Below are 19,606 nucleotides of genomic sequence, written 5' to 3' on the forward strand. Positions count from 1 at the left end.
GAGACGGTGACACCTTCGTCGCACACGTCCAAATGAAGTGCCTGAGCTAGCCCCCGTAGGCCGTGCTTGGCTGCCACGTATGTTGCGTTGTCGGGATAGGCCTGCCGGCCGGCACCGGATCCGACGAATATCAGGGTGCTCGGGGTTCCGCGGATCAACGCGGGTAGGAAAGCGCGGGCAGCGACTGCGGCAGCTGTGAACGTGCTTGCCAGGACGTCATTCATTGCTGCCTCGTCAACGGTGTCGAATCGTCCCCATTGGAAGGTGCCGGCCGCCCACACCACCGCTTTCAACGATTCGGGTCCATCAACGATCGTGCGGGCTGCTTCACGGACCGCCTGGCTGTCGCGTACATCGAGCAGGGTTTCCGTTATCGAGCTGGCACCGGCTTTCCGGCACGCATCGGCTGTTGCCGCGATGCGGCCAGCATCGCGTCCCCACAGGTGAACCTTGAGGTTACGAGCTGCGAGGGACACGGCGATGGCCCGGCCGATATCGCTCGAAGCACCCGTGATGACCGCTGAACCCTCCATCCAGCAACGCTATCTCAGTGAGCGGCACTGGCTAGGGTCCGGTCCTAGCTGACGTGAGTGACCCACCATCATGGTCATCAACCAGTGAATCTGGCGGAGGGGTGAGTTCACCACCGTTCACCTGGGATATTCGACAGGTATCAAACAGTAAAGGGAAGGGCGGGCACGGGCAGTGGTCGATCTGGTTAGAGGGAGCGCAGGAATTGGCGTGCTTGTTCCTTGCCGTCGATCTGTCGGGGGATTTGGCGGCCGTGGGAGTCGACGATGTCTTGTGCGATGAGGTTGACCTTGCGGTTCGTGTCCTGGCTGTGCTGGGAGATGACGTTGAAGGCTTCGTTCGTGCTGATGCCGGTCATGCCGGCAAGGACCCCTTTGGCTTGGTCGATCGTGCTGCGCTTCAGGGTGGCAGCAGCGACGGCTTCGTTGGCGAGCCGGTGGGAATCAGTGTGGATCGAGCGGGTGAGATCGATCAGCAGGCCCCATACCCCGATGTGCTCGTCACCGTCGAAGAGCGGTCCGCCGACCACCAGCGTCTGGTAGTCCTTGCCGTTCCTGTCCTGAAGTGTCAGGTACATCGACAGGGGACTGGTGTGTTCTGTCACTTCGGCCCAGAACGCTGCGCTGCTCTCTCGCATCGCCGGGTGGACGTGGGACTGGCCGAGCTCGAAGGTCGGTTCGATTTCGCCAGGCTGATACCCGTGCATGGTGAACATCTCGTCGGACCAGTGGAAGGTGTCCGTCGCGAAGTAGTACTGGAAGGTCCCGGTCGGACAGTTCTTGAACAGGTGAGAGGGTACGGCAAAGCCAGGGTCGGTCTGCGAAGCCTTATCGGATGACTGCACGAGGAGATGGCTCTCTACGGGTCGTCGCAGAGCTAGCTGCATAACTCTGTTCGCCCTGAAGGATAGCAACCCGGTCCGACACGACCTCAACGGCCGCTGCAATGCTACTGCCCGGGTCTTTAGCAACTCATCCAGCAACCGATGACAGTGCGCCTCCAGCTACCTCTAACGAGTTCCCCCAACGAGGGTTTCTTCTGGGAGGCAGGCGAGGGTCAGGAGGGTTCCGGGGCGTTGAAGGCGAGGTCGAAGATCACGGGGTCCAGTTCCCAGAGGACTTGCTCGAGTACGGCTCGATCCATGGGTGGCAGGGTGGCTATGTCGTAGATGTATGCCTCGAGGTCGAAGAGCTCGAGGCTGCCGCCCATCGCGAAGCACTCAAGCCACAGCTCGGGCAAACCAATTCCAAGGAAGTGTATGGCGGCGGAAAGGGCGATGTGCTGCTCGGCGGCTGTCATCGGCTTGCCCATCGCTGTCCCTCCTCACGAGGTCGCTTCATGTCCCACAGTAGACCTTTGAAGTGCTCGCCCGGCCGTGCGCGACATATTGCCTCTGACCGAGAAGCAGTACACCGCACAGGCCGTGCTTACTACCCAGCCGCTTCTTGACCAGATACTAAGCCTACTGACAAGTTCTGTGGGTCGATTGGGCAGGGGTCAAGCAGTCAGCACCGGGTCCTTGGTCTTGACCAGGGAGTGACGCGACCTCCACTGCCTATTTCCTTCTTTCAGGGCAGGATCTGGCGGGAGGGCCTGCCCACCACGGAAGGCACTGCGCCGCAACCGGGACCCATCCGAAAGACAGCATGCTGACGAATATCTAGGGTGAAAGACGCGCCTACGGCGCGTCACCGACCGCACAAGCATCAGAAGGAGAGATCCCTATGACGGAGATCGTCGCGCATCACGGTTTGTTCAAGAACACCAACCTCCACGTCGATGACACCGGTGGAACCGGTCGCCCCGTGGTCCTGATCCACGGGTGGCCCCTGTCCGGGGAGGCGTTCAAGAACCAGGTTCCCGCACTGCAGGCTGCCGGGTACCGGGTGATCACTTATGACCGGCGCGGTTTCGGCCGCAGCGACAAACCGATGACCGGGTACACGTACGACACGCTGACCGAGGATCTCCAGGCCCTGCTCGAGGAACTCGATCTGCGGGACGTGACCCTGGTCGGGTTCTCCATGGGCGGGGGAGAGGTCGCACGCTACTTCTCCAAGTACAGCCCGGAGCGCATCCGCAGCGTCGTGTTCGCCTCCGCGGTCCCGCCGTTCATGATGCAGGGCGAGGACAACCCCGACGGCCCCCTCACCAAGGACGCAGCCGCCGGAATGACCAAGGATCTGACGAAGGATGAGGAGTCGTTCTACGACGGGTTCACCACCGACTTCTTCTCCGCCAACGGGGAACTGAAGGTCACCGAAGGACAGCGTCAGGAAGCCCTCGACCTCTGCCGGCAAGCTGATAAGAAGGCAGCCCTAGCGTGCATGGAAGCCTTCGGGACCACGGACTTCCGCGACGATTTGCTCAAAGTCACGGTCCCGGCCCTGGTCCTGCACGGCGACGCCGACGCGACCGTCCCCTTCGAGGGCTCCGGGCAGCGCACCCACGCAACCCTCGCCGGCAGCGACCTCCACGTCATCAAGGATGGCCCGCACGGGTGTAACGTCAGCCACCCCGACGAGTGGAACCAGGCCCTGATCACCTTCCTCGCCAAGTAGAGGCACCACCCCTCGGACCGCATCGAGCACGCACTCAGCTCATGGTGGTGGCCGGCCCAAGGCTCTCAGGGGCCGGCCATCACCAGCATCGACGCGTAACGAGTTTTCGAAGGAAGCGGAGGACGAAGTATGGATTCCGGCAGGAACGACGGCGGTGACAATGCCCATCCCGACAGCTATCCCGATAATCATCCCGGTGGGACGGACGGGGTCATGTCGCCGGATCAGTGGTCGACCAGCAGGCTCCTATCAACGGCGGCTCGTCTGTGGGAGCGGGAGGTCGCCAAAGACCTCCACGCGGCAAAACTCTCTCCCTCAGGTCTGACTGCGCTTCAGGCTCTTGCCGAGATCGGAACAACGAATCAGGCCCGGCTCGCCCGGCACATTCGCATCACCTCGCAAAGTCTGCGCAGGACCCTGAACAATCTTGAAAGCATCGGATACATCAGAAAGTCGCTTCGAACCATCGGGCAACGAGACATCAGCATCTCGCTCACCCCGGACGGGGCGCAGGCGCTGACCGCGGTGCAGGGCAACACCCCTGAAGGCAAAGATGCTGACCCAACCGCTGTTGAACCGGGACGCACTCTGCCGATCACAGCGCTGAGGAAAGACCTCGTGGAACTCCTCCAGCGCATAACCCCTGTACCGGAACACCCTGACAGGAACCGTGACCGAAACACTGCCAGGAACACGGACCGGAACACGCTGAATTCTTCAGAGGTGTGAACTCTTCGTCACCACCGCCGCTGGCATCCCTGTTATCCCGAAGACTCGGTGAAGCTGGTGGGAGGGTGACGCATCGTCGCCACCTGGAGGGGAACCATACCCGAAGGCGGAGCCGTGCCTAAGGTGCCGCCCGGGAACCGGGACGAACACTGCAGTCCTCGGCCTCGGCAGCGGACTCGTCCTCGCCGTGACAGCCGGTGGAACCTATCTGGTCCGGCGCAGCAAAGCCCAGGCATCATCGACCGGTTGAACGTGGTCCTCTGCTCAGGCAGTAGTTACGACAGTGCCGCACACCTGAGCGTGCGGCACTGTCGTCTGAGAATACGGAACCTGTTCGCTGCGTACTACGGTGAGAAGCGGCCGCACATCAGTAAGGTCCTACCCTGCGTCTCGTCACGTCAGTGGTGGCCGGTGTACTGCTGGTACTGGGGGTGGTCGGCGAGGAACGCGTACGCCATCGCACACCGCGGGACGAGGTTCAGGCGCCGCTTGTGGGCATCGAGAACGATGTTGCGCATCAGGGTCTGATCGGCGCCCTGGTCCCGGAAGCCCGGCAGTTCGGTGCCCATGACGAGGGTCAGATTCCCGCCGGTCATCGTGTACTTCATGTACGCCGCAAGATTCCCGTCGGTGAACAGCTCGAACCGGCAGTACAGGGGGTTATCCCGGAACTTCTCGCGGGACGTCTTTGCGACACCTGAGGTTTCTGCCGCCTCAGCCCGCAGGTCGAGTTCGTCGACGAGCATCTGATACCGGTCCAGCGCACGGTAGGGCGGGTAATCGGTGTCGATCACCCTGTACGCCTGATTCGCCAGGATCCTCAGCCGCCGCATCGACAGCGATGCCAGCTCAGCTGGAGTTAACTCCTCGACGATCAGGTCATCGTCGTCGTGGTCCTGTTCGGAGGCCACCCACGCTGTCAGCTGATCCGTGTCGACCGCACAGGACCTGCTCGCACGAGCAAGCCGCGCAGGCGTTGCAAGCATGTCGGGCGCCGCGAGAACTGTGAGCTGCGGTTCTCGGCTTGGCACTCGGGCTGATACTTGGGCTGGTTGCGGGTTGGTCTGTGGTGCGGGGTCGTTCAGAAGGTCGGTCATGGCCGTCTCCGGGGTGCTATGCACATCCGTGGCCTGTGTCTAGACCTATGTGTGCTTCGAACACTAGACCTAATCCACGGAAACACCACCAGCAGAAGCTGAACATCCGATGACCAGACCTCGCGAACAGCACCGATCACGGGACGGGCGGAGGGTCATGGGCCGTGAAGCGGTGAAGCGGTGAGGCGGTGAGGCGGTGAGGCGGTGAGGCGGTGAGGCGGGGCGGCAGGGCACGAACCAAGCACAGCGTCCCTGCCGCCCCTGCGCGTCCTCCTGCCCACTGCTAGACAAACGAAGACGCACCTTTCAAGTAGGTCTCTCATCTGGGCGAACCACCAGTGACGAACAACCCACACGGAAAGCTACCCAACAGCCCCGTCGCGTGCCACGCGCGCGGGGCATCAGGAGGGCAGCACCTGGATCTGCGGTCGCGCCGGCGATGTGTGCCTACTTGTCTTCGAGCCCGGTGTCCGTACAGGTGACGTGCTGAAAGAACCCCCGCAGCTGGTCATCCCATTCCTTCTCCACGAGACTCTGCAGCCCCTCGTCGAGAAGGTCCCGCTCGAGCTGGGGCAGATCGCCCCTACCGAAGATGTAGTCAGCGACAGCTTTCTCGGACGCGTTGCCAGCGACCGCGATGTACTCGACCCACACCTCCCACGGCTGAAAGCCATAACTGTGCACCAGTTCCACCACGTCCCGCTGCTGGGCACCCAATTCGACGCTCACCGATCCTTCCTTTCCTGAGGCTGCTACCCCTCCATCAAGGTCATCAGACTGGTCATTAGCCCGCCACCAGGAAAAACCGCTTGCAGCCGGTCGTCCTAGTGCCCCCATGGGCACCATTACCGTTCGAGCCGAAACGCCGATCGCCACCCCGCCCGAAGTTGTTGTGCACCCAGGAGAAGTCTTGGGCTCATGGTCCGATACCGCCCGGAATACAGCGACACCTCTTGGGGCTCCAGTGGTCATGATGGCAAAGGACGGCACTTGCCCCGCTCACAGGACGGCTTCTCCCTAGGACCAGCACGTAACGGCTCACCCACAGGTGGACGGCTTCGAGCTCCACCCTTCGGGCTCCACCCGCCCACAGGTGGATGAACAACATCGTGGGCTGCAGCTGACCTCACCTCAACCGTCTCCAGTGCCACAATCAGCCCTAACCCGGACCAGTTCATGCTGTAGGCGACCACGCTGCGAGGAGGCTGTGCACGCCCACCGCTCGCTCGAGGTGGGCTATTCCGTGTCTGCAAGGTGGTGGGTGTGTATAGATGGGCCACTGGTTCCTGCTGTCCATGTGTGCACGGGACAAGCAGCGAAGCGTAGGGAGTTTGTGCCATGCATACGTGGTCAGGAGGCGCACGAACCTTCGACACGCACCGAACGGCTCCGACGGACTCTGCACCACTCATCTGCGACCTCTTGACGAGCTGCTGGTTCTGCCGCTCCCCAATCTGCTCACAAAGCCCTAATGCCAGCACTTCTAAGACGAAACACAGCGAGACAAGTTTTCGAGACAAGGTCAGGCCTGTGGTTACGGGGGAGTGGTTGCGCGACGCTCGGCTCGATCGAATGTCTCGCAAAGCTTTGGTGGTCTCAACCGGTCAACGCACCACCTGTGATTTTGAGAGTATCGCGGGCTGGTTCGAGGTGGTGAGGTGGGTTTGGTACAGGTCGTTGGAACTGGCCCATTCCAAGACTTGCCGGGGACGGTCGTTAATGAGGTTCGCGATGGCGTCCAGGTCTTGCACGGTGAATCGTCGTAGGTCGGAGCCCTTCGTGAGGTACTGGCGAAGCATCCTGTTCGTGTTCTCGTTCGTCTCGCGCTGCCAGGGGCTTCCCGGGGCGCAGAAGTAGATGTTCATGCTCAGGTCCGTAGAGAGCTGTTGATGCTCTGCCATCTCCCGACCGCGGTCCCAGGTCAGCGACCGGCGTAGCGGTTCGGGGATGTCCTTGAACGCCTGGGTCAGGGCGATTCGTACGGCCTCTGCCTTATATCCGTCGGGGAGATCGACGATTTTGACGGCCCGGGTGGTGCGCTCGACTAGTGTCGCCACTGCGGAGGGCCTCTTTCCCATCACGAGGTCGCCTTCCCAGTGGCCGACCTCGACGCGGTCTTCGATGGCTGCGGGTCGAGCGGTGATAGGGACCATGTTCTTCAACCGGCCGCGACCCAATGATTGCTTGGCCTTCCGTGGCCGGCGGATGGTGCTCCCGGAGCGCAGATACTGGGACATGCCCCGGTCGAGCTCACGGAGGTAGACGTAGTAGATCGACCGGTAGATGCCCTCGTGGGACAGGCGCCTGGCCGGGTCCTCGGGATAAACCCGCTTCAACCCGGCTGCGATCTGCTCCGGCGACCACCCCAGGATGAGCTTCGCCTTCACGACCGGCAGCAGCGCCGGTTGTTGCTTGAGCCGGGTCGGTTTCGGTCGCCTCATTCGGCAATGAGCTGCCTTCTCAGCGGCCGTTGCTCGATAGCCGGCTCGTCCGCCGTTTCGCGCGAGCTCCCGCGAAATACTCGAGTGAGACCTCCCCAAACCCGCGGAGATACGGCGCAGCGATAACCCTGCTGCAACACCGCGAGAGATTTCCTCACGCTCCTGATGCGTCAGGTGCCGGTGGTTCTGTCGAGGAACACTCGGCTTGATGCCACCGTAGCCACGGAGGAAGTACTGGACCACGTGCGCGGGCTGCCCAACCCGGTCACCGACCTGACGAAAGGACTCACCGTCCCGCCACCCCTCCCAAATCGCCCGCTGCTGCTCCATCGTGAACTCCACACGCACCTCCGCCACATATCCTGCCCGGGTGGTGGTGCTTTGACCGGTCGAGACCGCCTTAGGTTGTTGAGACGCCTGGGCGGGCAGGTGGCGGAGCGGCTGTGTCTTGATGGGCGTGCCCGTAATGTTGCGCTTGTCAGGGGCATCGGAAGGACACAACGACGTGTAGGAGGCATTGTGCCCAATGTTGAGACGGCTGCGGCTAAGGCTCTACAGGAAGCTATGACCAGCGAGAAGGGCCGGTCAGCTGCGATCCTCATTCACGACGGGCCGCTTCGTCAGACCATTCTTGGGCTCAAGGCGGGCCAGGTTCTGGCCGAGCACAACTCACCCCCTGCTGCGAGTCTTTATCTTCTCCAGGGACGGGTGCGCGTCACCGGTCAGGACCAGTCCGAGGTAGGCGCCGGAGAGATTATCGCTCTGACTCACGTGCGCCACGGTGTGGAGGCACTAGAGGATTCCGTGTTTCTGCTGACAACAGTCACAAGCCAGGCCGGCGACAGCCATGGAGGCGATCCCACCGGCAAGCGCTCCTAATCTGAGGGACCACCCGTTGATGGCTGATGACCAGAAGGCCCATTCTTACCCCGTCTCGCTACGTGCTTTAAGTGCGTCTTTCGCGCGTTCAGAGGGCCATGCTCCTTCCGCTTCGCCGCCTGCCGCGCTATTCGCCGAACCACTTGCCGCGCTACCTGCGCCCTAGGTCATCGAAGGGACAGGGCGCACACTGGGGGTACCTGGCTGTTATCGGACGCGGCACGTGAAAGCTCACTTAAGGCACTGCAGCAACCCGACAGAGGAGTATCACCATGAACACCAGCAACAGCACATCCAAGCCGGTCATCGTCGGATACGACGGCTCCGACGGATCCCAGCGGGCGGTGCGGTGGGCGGCCCGGCATGCCTCAGCGATCGGGGTTCCTCTGCTCGTTGTCCACTGCTCGGCATGGCCGCTCTTCACCCACAATCTCGGCCCGGTAGAAGGCATCAAGGACAGCGGTCTGCAGCACGAAGCCGAGAAGACGCTTGCGGAAGGCGTTGAGCTCGCCGCACAGACTGCGCCCGACCTCGAGGTCACGCAACGCCTCCTCACCGGAATTCCGTCCGAGGCACTGACCAAACTCTCAGCGGAGGCATCGTTGCTCGTCACGGGTACCCGCGGCCTGGGCGGTTTCGCGGGATTGCTCGTGGGGTCCGTCAGCCTGCACCTGGCAGCTAGTGCATCCTGCCCGATCGTGGTCGTGCGCGAGGACCAGCCCGCCCAGGACAGTGTTCTGGTTGCCGTGGATGGATCACCGGAAAGTGACCGCGCAGTGCTTCAGGCCGCGGCGTTGGCGAAGACCTTGAACCAGTCACTTCACCTTCTTCACGTTCTTCCATACCGCCGGCACGTGGCGGACGTCGCCGCCGACGCCGAACGCGACCCCATCATCCAGCAGTCTCTAAACCTGCTGTCGGCCGACACGAAACTCACTATCGCCGAGGAAGCTACGACGGCCACCTCGACACCGGGAGCGATCATCGAGCGGGCCCGCACCGCGTCCTGCGTCGTGCTCGGGGCAAAAGGCCGCAACACTCTCGGCGCCCGACTCGGATCGACAGTCCACGCCGTCCTGCATCACACCAAGGGCAACGTCATCGTTGTTCGGTAAGTCTCCCGCTGGTGCAGGGATACCTCCTCACCTGCTTCACCGGCCTGGCATAGACCAGGACCTGTGACGAGCCGTCCTAAGCTCAAGCCGTTGGACTGTTGCCGGGCCCGGAGTATCTGGTAGGTCCCGGGCATTGAGGTCGTGATTTTCTTCGCCGGCTCCTGGGCCTTTCACTGTAGGTACCTGATGTGAGGGAGGTGTGAGAACGTCTTCTCCAGTACCGGCATACCCCTTGAACGCACGGTCAAGCCTCTGTGTCAGTTGTTGATGGGTGGGTCTACTCGGGGAGGTAGGGCTTGTATGGGTCGAGGGTCCCGTCGACGACGGGGACGAGCAGTTCGACGTCCCCGGCGTCGGTCGTCGCGGTGAGGCTGGTTCGGGCCCCGGGAGTATCGCCGGCTGTCTGCAGGAGAGTCTCCTCAGTGTCGAGCCCCACTGATCCTTGTGCTGGGACGGTCACGGTAACGTCCTCGTCGTTGTCACTGATCACCACGTCGATGTCCTGGTCCCCGTTGTTCTCGAAGGTGCCCAGAATTCGGGCCGGGGCGTTCTTCTCATCGGTGACCAGGAGGACGCTGCGCAGATCGAGTTCGCCCACGCTCTTGTCGTCGCCGACAGCTGTGGAGTTCCAATTGTCCTCGCCGCCGGTCGCGCAACCCGTTATCAGGACCAGGCCAGCGCCGAAAGAGGCGACTATGACCGTCCTGTGCCGCCATGCCGCTCGCGCATTGTGGAGCTGTGTGCCGCTGCTCAAGGTCATGGTTGTCCTCCGTCGTCATGGGGTATTGGATGCAGCATCTCCTTCCCACCGTACGGACCCCGCGGAACGAGATCGTCAATGTTGCGGGACCGCAACCGGATTCCCAGTAAGCCATCAGCCGCAACGACTGGGATGAATACACAGTGTCGGCGCTGATGTAGACGCTGATGTGCGTGCTTGCTGGTGAGGGTGCTTGAAACCGTGTCGATGTGCTCAGGGACGTCGAGGTAGCCGACTTCCTGATCGCTGATGGTCGATGCCCGTGAAACGAGAGCCTTGCGGTACTCGGTCTGGGCAAGGTTCCCGGCGGGCTCCGCATCTCAGAGGTGCACCGGATCATCGCTGACCTATCCCTCCACAGTGACGTTGTCGGACTGACGATCGCGGAGTTCATCCCCCGCGACGTCCTCGCTTCCCAAAGCGTTGTCCGTGGCCTACCACTGATCGGTGCTTAGCGACCTGCTCATGATCGATGCCGGGTCCCACCCGGCTTGATGGTTCTTAGTGGAGATCGAGGCAGTCGTTGATGATCCACCAGACACCGTCGAGGGTGTAGCCGCGGTCTTGGTCCTGGCTGAGCGTGTGCGCCCGGACTGCTCGCATGGCGATGCCGGCGTGCGCCCAATCATCGACCGTGGCGCTCTGGTCGTCGACGTACCGGTTCCACAGGTCATCGTGCTGCTCTTTCGGTAGGCGAACCATCGCACCGTAGGGTCCCCGGAAATCATCGACAGGGCCCTCGAACCGGACGGTCGCGAAACCGAGCCGGGCTTCGGCCGAGAGCAGGCGCAGACCGCTCAGGCTCGGGCAGCGGATGAACGCCCGCTCGATTGCCTGCACATACTCCTCAGGCCCGGCTGTTCCACTGCGTCCCTTCGTGTCCCCCATGACAAGAAGTGTCCCACCCCTTCGCCCGGCACCTCAGATTCAGGGGTGCCCGCGCTCAGGGCAAGGTCGGCGTCCTTCACCCCAGACGGCGCTTCATCCTTGACATTGCTGCACGAGCCCCTGGTAGGAGCTTGTGCTGAGTGCACGTGGTCAGGAGGTCGGCCGGTCAGGGTTCGCGCTGTAGGGGGCGCGGGGGCTGCGGCAGATGTCGTCGTGCATCTCGTTGACGGATTGCGAGAGCATGTCGCGGTCGATGGCCGGCAGGTGCGTGAGTCCGTGGAGGTAGGCGTTGACCTCGAACTCGTCGATGCTGCCGCCCATGCTCAGGTAGTACAGCCACAGCTCACCAACAGTGAACCCTGCACGTTGCAGGGCGTCGAAGGTGGCACTGTGCTGGTTCTCGTCAGCGGTACTCACGGTGCCCCCAGTGGCGGTCGCTTGTTCCCGCCATCGTCCTCTTCTGTCCTCTCAGCCTAGGAAGCCAGCCGGTACCCTGCCCGTCGGTTTCGTGCTCGATCACCGGTTGAGGTGAAGAGCTGGCGGGTGCTACAGCCAGACAGCGGCAGTGCCGTCGGATCCGCCGCGCGGATAGACGGCGACGGTGGTCGGAAGGTGGCGCCGGCCGATTTCTCTGATCAATAGGTGACTCGCCCATGAGAGAACCGGCTTACGGGCGGACTGCGATGTTGACTACCTCGCTACGATCTGACGATGACGAGCTTCCTGGAGCAACGCCACCTGGGGTACCCCATCTGGCATACCACCCCGATGCCGCAGGTGCCTGATCCGCACGGATATCAAGGAGACGTAGTATGACCCGAGTTCGCCTCGACCTCTTCTCATCGCTTGATGGGTACACCGCAGCCGACCCTTCGCCGGAGGAGCCGATGGGCCAGGATTGGGGACCGCTCACCGCGGCCTATGCGGCCACGCGCACAGTCCGCCAGAACGTTTTCGGAGACACCAGTGGGGAAGGAACGACCGGCGTCGACGACTCGTACGCCGCGGCGTTCTTCACCAGGGTCGGCGCCGAGATCATGGGTGCAGGCATGTTCGGCCTGCACGCGCATCCTAATGACCCTGACTGGAAAGGGTGGTGGGGTGATAAGCCGCCGTTTGGCTGCCCGGTCTACGTACTCACCCATTCCGCCCCCCGCCCTTCGATCGAGATGGCCGGCGGAACGACGTTCCACTTCCGCAGCTGCACGATCCACGAGGTACTCGCTGAGGCAACCACCGCAGCCAACGGCTCCGACGTCCGCGTCGGGGGCGGGGTGCGCACTGCGCGCGACTTCCTTCGCGCGGGTCTCGTCGACGTTCTGCACGTCGGCATCGCACCGATTGTCCTGGGCCGAGGCACCCGCTTGTGGGACGACCTTCGAGGCCTGGAACAGACACACCAGGTAAGGACCGAAGTCGCCGAGAGCGGCACGATCCACGTCACGCTCACCCGATAGGACAACGGGTCTACTTAGAAGTTATTCACTCTCAGGGGTTTGGCGACGCTCCCTCGACGACTCGTCGGACTAAGACGACCGATGTTTCAGGATCCACCCTGCGGCTGATGACCACGAGCTTCAGGTCACTTACTGTGCAAGCATGTCCCACAAAAACCTTGCATCCGGCATCGCGAGAAGCCCCTGGTCTCAGGCCCTAGCAGGCGGAGCACTGGCTCTTATCCCGGGTAGGAAGTACCCTGCCTGGCTGCGCCAAACTATCACCTGGGGCTCCACAGCAACGGTGGTCGCTGTCATCGTTGTCCCAAAACTCGGCGCTAAGTTCCACGAAAACACCTCCGTACAGGAGACGCCACCAATCACCGAAATCAGCCCAAAAGCCAAGGCCGGCTTCGCCACAGTCGCTGGAGCCCTGATGTACGGAACGATGCGGTTTGGTTGGTGGTTCGACGAAGCCGCCGAACAGGCTATGAGGAAGATACAGGTGCCATATCCCCGGGTCGTGCTGGGAGTAGCTATCGGGGTGCTGTACTACTTCACCGACGATCGAGGACAGAAGAAAGACGATCAAGGACGGAAAAAGGGCGACGCCTGAGAATACTCACGACGAAGCTCACGACTGTCTCACCCGATCGCCTAGCGGATGGGGCCCGATCCTGCCCGCGTCCAACGGTGTCCTTCTTATTGGACGGATCGCGCGTGTTGCTCGAACGACGGTGATTCTGCGGGGACAACGTCGAAGAGGAGCCCAGCTGGGTCTTGCATCGACACCCATGTCCTGCCGACAGCCACCTGGACGGCTCCGAGTCGTTCAAGGCGATCGACCTCGGCATTAACGTCATCCGCTTCTATATCGAGGTGATACCTGGCAGTTCTCGCAGGTCCGATGTCCTGTAGTCCGACCCAGGACAGGGCGGCTGGTTGCGGTAGAGCCGTGAACTCCGGGAATTGCTTGACTGGCTGAGCGTCGGTGAGCAGAGCGGCGGCCCAAAAATCGCGAGTTGCGGCGAATGTCTCGGACGGCGCGTCGATGACGACCTCGCGCAGCAGTATCCGGTGCATAGCTCTTAGTAGAGCGTGGCAACCGTCGACTGCGCTACATCTTTTGAGCTTCGAAGCTGAACGCCGGTCACGACATCGTGCGGGTCGATTAAGGACGACCAATCACCGCCACAATCGACGAGGCGACGTTCCGGTAGGCGGTCCCTTAGCGCTCAGTTCGGTTGCTGCGGGCGGGCCGGCGCGTGAGTCTGAAGCGAACGAGGCGCTGGATCATGATCGGGTAGATATGGAGGAGGACTCCGACGAGCAGGATCTGTCGGGCGCCCACGGGGTGGGACGTCACCACGGCAATGAGGACGAGGAGCCCTGTGGCGGTGAAACCGAGGAAGTGACCGGTTTCGGACTGCTCAGTCCCTCGAAGGAAGCCGCTAGTGCCCGGTTCTTCATTCTCCGCCTGACGCAGGTTCTTGATGACCCGGTTCCAGCCGACGAGATCGAGGGCACGCCGAACGGCCTCAGCACCCAGCAGCGCATAGGTCCGTGGCTCGAACGATCGGACCCGGTAGCGGGAGCGCGCACTGTCGACCAGTGACGGACCGATCAGCAGCGCCATGAAGAAAAACCCGCCCTGGACGACGACCGCGTAGACGACGTGGTCGGGCCCGATAGCGAACCAGCCGGCAACAGCTAGTACGACACCGATCAGCAGACCGGCAACAACTGATGGAGGTGATGTGGACCGTTCAGGGTTCACTGCTCTGGGTCCTAGTCGGTGGCCGTGCGTGCGGCGGCATTAGCTAGTGTGGTCGAGCGGAAGAGGACCACCGTCTGCGCGATGAGCGCCGCGAACGCAAGCAGCGGTCCTGCCTGTCCACCCAAAAGGACCTGTGCGGCCAGGGCCGCGATCATCCCGATGCCGGCGACTGGCATCATCTTCCTCAACGCTGGAAGAGCAGCCCTGTGACCGGCTGCCCAAGCTTCATCGGATGCCTGCGTGTGCCTGGTACGAATCCCGGCTGCTACGTTGCGGCCGATCAGACCCTCAGCTGCCTGACGGGTGACGAACAGGCAGACGGCGGGCAGGAAGATTAGGGTAAGAAGCAGGATGGTCAGAGCGACGTACTCTTCAGACATCAGCGACCAGCAGTGACGGAAACATCATTTGTCATGCTTCCGAGTCTATCCAGCCCCTTTCTCCAACCGTCCCGCAAACCGATCCTTCAGCGGACACAAACAGTGGCCGTGAGGCTAGTTCGAAAGATTTGCCCTGATTGCGATCAGTGCCAGGTCGAGCAGGGGAGTTGGTTGCTGCAGGGTCCGGGCGCGCAGGGCGTAGTCACCGAGGATGTGGTCAACCTCGGAGCGAAGTCCTGCAGTGAGGTCGCGATACAGCGATGTGGTGAAGGACGAGTCCCATTCAGTCAGCAGGGCCACCGCTTGTCCGTGGGCCGACTCCGACACGGGATGTCCTGCCCGCGCAGCGACGGCCTCGAGCTCGTGGATCGCCGCATGGATCGAATCCTCGCCGCCGGCGTCGAGAACACGGCCGACAGGGGCGCGGAACAGGCAGTTGATCACGCTGGCAGCAGCGATGAACGCCCACTTGTCCCAGAGGGCGCCCATCACGTCGTCAGCGACGGACAAGTCGATGCCAGGGGCGTCGAGGGCGTTCCGGATGTCCTCCGGGACCGGGATGTCGGTCAGGGACCCCACCATGAGTGAACTCATCGGCGTTCTCTGGTGGACGACGTCCCCGTCGAGGGTCGCAACGATGCGGGCCAGGCCGCCGAGGATCTGTCCCGGATGTGCCGCCTGGAGGTGGTCGATGTGCGCCATGCCGTTGAGGATTGGAAGGATGCGGGTGCTCTCACCTATGAAGGGGTGGAGGTCGGTGACCGCGGAGGAGAAGGCTGTCGCCTTCACCGTGATGAGCACCAGATCGAAAGGCTTCTGCGTGGCCGCGCGTGCACCGACCGTTGTGAGGACCTGCACCGGGTATGTTCGGTCAGCGTCCGGGGACACGAACCGTAGCCCGTCCCGACGCAGGCTTTCGGCTTTGCGTTCGCGAACCAGGTAGGTCACGTCCCGTCCTGCTTCCTGCAACAAGGTCCCGAAAGCACCACCGGTTGCTCCTGCGCATACAACGAGTATCCGCACCGCAATGACATCCTCTCGATCACGACCAGCACGGCCACGCGATAGCACGCGCACGTGCGCTGCAACTTCTCCCATCCTGCCCTTCCGGACACCGCGAGACGAATCAGCATCGGAAGAGCATTGTGCACCAGCGAGGGATCCTTGAAGGGGTCGTGGGCGGCTCGGTAAGACGCGGGCCTGAAGGAATGGGTTGCATACTATAAGGTCATTCATTTCCTATAGCAGGAGCTTGTCTGGCTGGCAGTAGAGCGCACTGCGGACCGCTTCGAGTGTCCTTCAACGGATCACATCTGGCGACATGCGGCGAACGCAGCCCTTGACGCCTGATCCACGCATGGAGCGTCAGACGGCTCCGGCTATGTCCCGGAGTGCCCGTATGTGTGCGTCGAAAGCCGCTCTTCCTGGTCGGGTCAGTGACAGCCACATCACCCGGCGTGCATCACTTCGATCCTCGGACGCCGTCTTGTCGGAAACAACGTACCCAGCCATGACCAACGTCTTGACGTGCTTCGACAGTGTGGCGTCCGAGACCTCCAGGGCGGTCCGGAGAACCGCGAAGTCGAGTCGGTCGACGGGGCGGAGAAGCCCGCAGATGCGCAAGCGCAGCGGCGCGTGGATGACGTCGTCGAAGCGCGCCTCATCCACGGCGGAGATTCTGGGCTGCGGAGCGGTAGGCCACGGACGCCAGCCATGTGGTGAGGGTGAACGCCGTGATGCTGGTGAGGGTGACGGCCCAGTGCAGGCCGAAGGACACCAGGCCGAGAGAGATGCTGAACAGTGCCAGGCAGCCGACGACGATACTTGCCAGGGCCAGTCCGGCCTGCAGTCCCATGCGTTTGAATCGGATACCGGTCTTTTTCCGAATCAGGTAGGTGATGACGAGCACGATGGCCAGGACGAGCCCACCCATAGCCGGAGGTTCGTAGTTTTCGCCGGGGGATGTTGTGGCGCCTGCGCTGACCCACCACGCTGCGACTGCTCCGAAACCTGCAAGGAGCAGCCAGGGGATCCGGATGCCTGCCGCGAGTCGGTCGCGGTCAGCTGAAAGTCCTTTCAGCGTGTGTATGGCTTCGTCGCGTGAGGGTGGCTGCGGGTTAGTTTCCATGACGGAAAGACTGAGGGTTTGTTTCCATTGTGGCAAGGCACTTGAGTGGTCCCGCCGCGTCGTCCCGATATCCTCAGCTGGACTGCGCCACCAGCGAGGATGAGGGAGCTACCGTGAGTACGAGAGTCGGTCCACTTGATGTTTCCTTTTCCGCGCCGATCGGAGTCACTGTGAAAGGTGACCTATGGTCATGCGTGGAGGTGCCAGACTCGGTTGAACTATTCGGAACCGGAAAGACGATCAAGGTCGCCGCTACCGTCGATGGCGAACCGCTCACAGCAGGTCTCTTGCCCACTGGTATCGGGGGGCACATGCTCTCGATCAGCGCCAAGCTACGGAAGAAGCTCGGCAAAGAGCTCGGCGACACCGTTGCCGTGCACCTGTCTGAACGCTTCACCTGACAGCACATCATCGGCCGCATTGCTCACCGCCTCGCCGGGTCTGAACCGTCACCTGGAGATCCCCGGTCCGCAGCGATTGTCGGCGCGGCTTTCGCCTGCATGCAGGCTGCCCGAACAGCTTGGCTTGCCTCAGATCAGTCCAAACCCTTCAGCTCGTACCTCGACGAAGCGATGAGCGCGCTACAGATCCCCGATGACTGACCAAAGCCATCGAGGCCTCAGGGCGTGCCCGTTGATGGTCGTCTGAGACACGCCAGTTTGATGCTCTTGAGTGGGTAGGTGAAGGTGCGGTCAGCCCTACTGGGTTCATGGTGTGAGTGCGGGGCGGCGTTGACGGTATTCGGTGGGGGTTGTTCCGCTCTGGCGTTTGAAGGCTGTGCTGAATGCGTAGGCGTTGTTGTATCCGACGCTGTGGGCAACTGTGGCGACCGTGGTGTCAGGAGTGTGGAGTAAGTCGCCCGCGAGTGTGAGGCGCCATCGGGTGAGGTAGGCCATTGGTGGTTCTCCGACGCTCGTTCGGAAGCGGGCCGCGAGTGAGGCGCGTGAGGTGTTCACTCGGCGGGCGAGAATGTCCACAGTCCAGGGGGCCGCGGGCTCGGAGTGCAGGCACTCAAGGGCGCGGACAATCAACGGATCATTGCAGGTGAGCCAGGTGGCTTCGACAGGGCGGTCGGGGTCAGCGATCCAGCTGCGGATGGTGTTGACGACGAGGACGTCGAGGAGGCGGTCGACGACGATCTGGGCTGCTGGGTCCTCGTTGGCGAGCTCACGCCTCAGCAAGTGGATAAGGGTGTTGTCGGCACGTCCGCGCGGGACGACAGCGAGACGAGGTAAGGCGCGTGTGACGAGGCCGCCGGCGTTGTCAGGGCGTTGATACGTGCCGACAAGGATCGCGGTTTCCCCGTCCACCGCATTGCCCCATCGACGGACGCCATGCCGGAATTCTTCGCGGAGGTCTCGACCATCGAGGGTGGTGCAGTGCTGTCCGGTACCGATCTCGATCGAGGGCGTGCTCGTGGCTGCGTCGGTCACTGCATAGGGCTCAGGGCCGCGTATCAGAGCTACATCGCCGGCGTTGAGGCGCGTCCCGTCCACGCGGGCCTCCCCACGGGTAACGACCAGGACGGTGAGAGCGGCACCATCGCGGACGGTAATGCCCCAGGGGGCACTCATACTCATGGCGAGAGCGAAGGCGTTGGCTGCTCGAGGGCCATCAAGGAAATGCGTCAGCGGATCCACGCGGGCAACGCTAGACGATAACGAAGGTCATAGCGAGCTTCGCCCATTCACCATCTAATCTCCTGCCGCTGTACTGGATGTATGACTACTCTCATCCTCGGCGGGGCCGGACGATCCGGCTCCCGCATCATCGACCGACTTGTCACCGCCGGACTACCGGTACGGTCCGCATCACGCCGCACCGGCTTCGATTGGGATGACCGCTCCACCTGGGAAGTCTCCTTACGCGGCGCCTCCGCGGCCTACGTCTGCTTCACGCCCGACCTCGCCTTCCCCGGGGTGCCGGAAAAGATGAAAGCGCTGGGCGAGCTAGCGGCGAAAGAAGGCCTCGAGCGGCTGGTTCTGCTCTCGGGCCGCGGAGAAGAAGGCGCTCGGATGAGCGAGGAAGCACTGCGCAAGGGCGGCGTGCCGACCACGGTCCTACGCTGTTCGTGGTTCCAGCAGAATTTCTCAGAACATTTCCTCACCGGCCCAGTCCGCAGGGGTCACTTGCGCCTACCCGCCCCTGATGTTCCGGAAGCTTTCGTGGACTTGGAGGACGTAGCCGACGCGGCAGTCGTTGCCCTGACCAGAACACCCCCGGAAGATGCGACGTACGAGCTATCAGGGCCGGAACTGCTGACCTTCGCCCAGGCAGCTGCAATCCTGGGTAACGCTTGCGGTAGACCGGTCACGTTCGAGGCAGTCGATGTGGCGACTTTCGTTGACGATCTTGCAGCCGACGACGTACCGACCGCCGAAGCCGAACCGCTGGCCTACTTGTTCACCGACATTCTTGATGGACGCAACGCATCTTTAGCAGATGGCGTCGAACAACTGCTCGGCCGCCCTCCCACATCCTTGGCTTCCTACGCGCGGCGGACCGCCGACTCAGGAGTCTGGTCATGATTCAAGTCACCGCAGTAGTCGGAGCCGGGGTGGTCGGCGGCATCTATGCGGCCTTCTCGACTATGGTCATACCCGCACTCGGACGGCTCAACAAACACGATGCAACTGCCGCGATGCTCCTCATCAACCGCAAGGCCGAACGCGGCACCTTCATCCTGCTCTTCGGATCCGCCACCGCAACAGCCATCGGCCTAGCGATCAGCGCGGTACCGCGCGGCGCAGTCACCGACATGGTCATCGCCGGCACATCCCTGGCAAGCACCGTCGTGACCATGACCATCAACGTCCCCCTCAACCGCCAACTCGCACGAGAAGGCGCAGACTTCTGGGCCGAGTACCGCCGCCGCTGGACAACC

The 19,606-nt window shown here is 62.5% G+C and carries 26 protein-coding genes; 10 read left to right on the forward strand and 16 right to left on the reverse strand.

Annotated elements, in window-relative coordinates; all coding sequences use genetic code 11:
• From CVO76_RS12195 to CVO76_RS12205, 3 genes are all read right to left on the reverse strand, one after another.
• A partial coding sequence (locus tag CVO76_RS12195) for an SDR family NAD(P)-dependent oxidoreductase (RefSeq protein ID WP_208739435.1) occupies positions 1-533 on the reverse strand: 533 nt, incomplete at its 3' end.
• A 185-nt stretch (positions 534-718) separates the two neighbouring features.
• A complete protein-coding gene (locus CVO76_RS12200; protein ID WP_208739436.1) occupies positions 719-1,375 on the reverse strand; it encodes a PAS and ANTAR domain-containing protein in 657 nt (218 codons plus the stop codon).
• Between the two features lie 212 nt (positions 1,376-1,587).
• On the reverse strand, positions 1,588-1,842 hold the full coding sequence (locus tag CVO76_RS12205; RefSeq protein ID WP_208739437.1) for a hypothetical protein: 255 nt from the start codon (positions 1,840-1,842) through the stop codon (positions 1,588-1,590).
• Positions 1,843-2,255: 413 nt separating this feature from the next.
• Here CVO76_RS12205 and CVO76_RS12210 point away from each other — a divergent pair, with 413 nt between their 5' ends.
• Entirely contained in the window at positions 2,256-3,092 is an 837-nt protein-coding gene (locus CVO76_RS12210; protein ID WP_208739438.1) for an alpha/beta fold hydrolase, read from the forward strand.
• A gap of 129 nt (positions 3,093-3,221) precedes the next feature.
• Positions 3,222-3,821, forward strand: a complete 600-nt coding sequence (locus CVO76_RS12215) for a MarR family winged helix-turn-helix transcriptional regulator (protein ID WP_208739439.1) — start codon at positions 3,222-3,224, stop codon at positions 3,819-3,821.
• A 398-nt stretch (positions 3,822-4,219) separates the two neighbouring features.
• On the opposite strand, the gene CVO76_RS12220 is transcribed toward CVO76_RS12215, so the two are convergent.
• The 3 genes from CVO76_RS12220 to CVO76_RS12230 all read right to left on the reverse strand — a co-directional run bounded on the left by CVO76_RS12220 (position 4,220) and on the right by CVO76_RS12230 (position 7,707).
• The gene (locus CVO76_RS12220) at positions 4,220-4,918 is read right to left on the reverse strand and encodes a GNAT family N-acetyltransferase (RefSeq protein ID WP_208739440.1); all 699 of its coding nucleotides are present in this window, start codon (positions 4,916-4,918) and stop codon (positions 4,220-4,222) included.
• 447 nt (positions 4,919-5,365) lie between these two features.
• Positions 5,366-5,647: a hypothetical protein gene (locus tag CVO76_RS12225; RefSeq protein ID WP_208739441.1), complete on the reverse strand. Its 282-nt coding sequence runs from the start codon at positions 5,645-5,647 to the stop codon at positions 5,366-5,368.
• An 875-nt stretch (positions 5,648-6,522) separates the two neighbouring features.
• Positions 6,523-7,707, reverse strand: coding sequence for an IS30 family transposase (locus CVO76_RS12230; protein ID WP_432206159.1), 1,185 nt, complete (start codon positions 7,705-7,707; stop codon positions 6,523-6,525).
• Positions 7,708-7,923: 216 nt separating this feature from the next.
• Here CVO76_RS12230 and CVO76_RS12235 point away from each other — a divergent pair, with 216 nt between their 5' ends.
• Positions 7,924-8,238 carry a cupin gene (locus CVO76_RS12235; RefSeq protein ID WP_208739443.1) on the forward strand — a complete coding sequence of 105 codons (315 nt, stop codon included), beginning with the start codon at positions 7,924-7,926 and terminating at the stop codon, positions 8,236-8,238.
• A 272-nt stretch (positions 8,239-8,510) separates the two neighbouring features.
• The gene (locus CVO76_RS12240; RefSeq protein WP_208739444.1) at positions 8,511-9,353 is read left to right on the forward strand and encodes a universal stress protein; all 843 of its coding nucleotides are present in this window, start codon (positions 8,511-8,513) and stop codon (positions 9,351-9,353) included.
• Positions 9,354-9,630: 277 nt separating this feature from the next.
• Here CVO76_RS12240 and CVO76_RS12245 read toward each other — a convergent pair whose 3' ends face one another.
• The 3 genes from CVO76_RS12245 to CVO76_RS12255 all read right to left on the reverse strand — a co-directional run bounded on the left by CVO76_RS12245 (position 9,631) and on the right by CVO76_RS12255 (position 11,418).
• Positions 9,631-10,113 (reverse strand): hypothetical protein, encoded by a 483-nt coding sequence (locus tag CVO76_RS12245; RefSeq protein WP_208739445.1) that lies wholly within the window; start codon positions 10,111-10,113, stop codon positions 9,631-9,633.
• A 501-nt stretch (positions 10,114-10,614) separates the two neighbouring features.
• Positions 10,615-10,953: a hypothetical protein gene (locus tag CVO76_RS12250; protein WP_208739446.1), complete on the reverse strand. Its 339-nt coding sequence runs from the start codon at positions 10,951-10,953 to the stop codon at positions 10,615-10,617.
• A gap of 198 nt (positions 10,954-11,151) precedes the next feature.
• On the reverse strand, positions 11,152-11,418 hold the full coding sequence (locus tag CVO76_RS12255) for a hypothetical protein (protein WP_208739447.1): 267 nt from the start codon (positions 11,416-11,418) through the stop codon (positions 11,152-11,154).
• Positions 11,419-11,813: 395 nt separating this feature from the next.
• On the opposite strand from CVO76_RS12255, the gene CVO76_RS12260 reads away from it, so the two are divergent.
• Positions 11,814-12,458 carry a dihydrofolate reductase family protein gene (locus tag CVO76_RS12260; RefSeq protein WP_208739448.1) on the forward strand — a complete coding sequence of 215 codons (645 nt, stop codon included), beginning with the start codon at positions 11,814-11,816 and terminating at the stop codon, positions 12,456-12,458.
• A gap of 142 nt (positions 12,459-12,600) precedes the next feature.
• Positions 12,601-13,053, forward strand: a complete 453-nt coding sequence (locus tag CVO76_RS12265; protein ID WP_208739449.1) for a hypothetical protein — start codon at positions 12,601-12,603, stop codon at positions 13,051-13,053.
• Between the two features lie 86 nt (positions 13,054-13,139).
• Here CVO76_RS12265 and CVO76_RS17620 read toward each other — a convergent pair whose 3' ends face one another.
• The 6 genes from CVO76_RS17620 to CVO76_RS17370 all read right to left on the reverse strand — a co-directional run bounded on the left by CVO76_RS17620 (position 13,140) and on the right by CVO76_RS17370 (position 16,527).
• A complete protein-coding gene (locus CVO76_RS17620; RefSeq protein WP_208739450.1) occupies positions 13,140-13,520 on the reverse strand; it encodes a VOC family protein in 381 nt (126 codons plus the stop codon).
• Between the two features lie 145 nt (positions 13,521-13,665).
• Positions 13,666-14,214, reverse strand: a complete 549-nt coding sequence (locus CVO76_RS12275) for a hypothetical protein (RefSeq protein ID WP_208739451.1) — start codon at positions 14,212-14,214, stop codon at positions 13,666-13,668.
• Between the two features lie 11 nt (positions 14,215-14,225).
• The gene (locus CVO76_RS12280; RefSeq protein ID WP_208739452.1) at positions 14,226-14,594 is read right to left on the reverse strand and encodes an SdpI family protein; all 369 of its coding nucleotides are present in this window, start codon (positions 14,592-14,594) and stop codon (positions 14,226-14,228) included.
• A gap of 114 nt (positions 14,595-14,708) precedes the next feature.
• Entirely contained in the window at positions 14,709-15,671 is a 963-nt protein-coding gene (locus CVO76_RS12285) for a ketopantoate reductase family protein (protein ID WP_347876236.1), read from the reverse strand.
• Positions 15,672-15,959: 288 nt separating this feature from the next.
• Entirely contained in the window at positions 15,960-16,262 is a 303-nt protein-coding gene (locus CVO76_RS12290; protein WP_208739453.1) for a transcriptional regulator, read from the reverse strand.
• Entirely contained in the window at positions 16,255-16,527 is a 273-nt protein-coding gene (locus tag CVO76_RS17370) for a hypothetical protein (RefSeq protein ID WP_244185938.1), read from the reverse strand. The genes CVO76_RS12290 and CVO76_RS17370 overlap by 8 nt, the downstream gene beginning before the upstream one ends.
• Positions 16,528-16,835: 308 nt before the next feature.
• On the opposite strand from CVO76_RS17370, the gene CVO76_RS12300 reads away from it, so the two are divergent.
• Complete coding sequence (locus CVO76_RS12300; protein ID WP_208739455.1) at positions 16,836-17,123, forward strand: DUF1905 domain-containing protein; 288 nt, start codon at positions 16,836-16,838, stop codon at positions 17,121-17,123.
• 75 nt (positions 17,124-17,198) lie between these two features.
• On the forward strand, positions 17,199-17,324 hold the full coding sequence (locus CVO76_RS17625; RefSeq protein WP_432206160.1) for a hypothetical protein: 126 nt from the start codon (positions 17,199-17,201) through the stop codon (positions 17,322-17,324).
• 105 nt (positions 17,325-17,429) lie between these two features.
• On the opposite strand, the gene CVO76_RS12310 is transcribed toward CVO76_RS17625, so the two are convergent.
• Positions 17,430-18,362 carry an AraC family transcriptional regulator gene (locus CVO76_RS12310; RefSeq protein ID WP_208739456.1) on the reverse strand — a complete coding sequence of 311 codons (933 nt, stop codon included), beginning with the start codon at positions 18,360-18,362 and terminating at the stop codon, positions 17,430-17,432.
• An 81-nt stretch (positions 18,363-18,443) separates the two neighbouring features.
• Here CVO76_RS12310 and CVO76_RS12315 point away from each other — a divergent pair, with 81 nt between their 5' ends.
• Together CVO76_RS12315 and CVO76_RS12320 are read left to right on the forward strand one after the other, a co-directional pair.
• Positions 18,444-19,250, forward strand: a complete 807-nt coding sequence (locus CVO76_RS12315; RefSeq protein ID WP_208739457.1) for an NmrA family NAD(P)-binding protein — start codon at positions 18,444-18,446, stop codon at positions 19,248-19,250.
• Positions 19,247-19,606, forward strand: a 360-nt coding sequence (locus CVO76_RS12320; protein ID WP_208739458.1) for a DUF1772 domain-containing protein, incomplete at its 3' end; no start/stop codon positions are given. The genes CVO76_RS12315 and CVO76_RS12320, both read left to right, overlap by 4 nt.

This window comes from Arthrobacter agilis (assembly GCF_002953615.1).
GTDB classification, from domain to species: Bacteria; Actinomycetota; Actinomycetes; order Actinomycetales; family Micrococcaceae; genus Arthrobacter_D; species Arthrobacter_D agilis_B.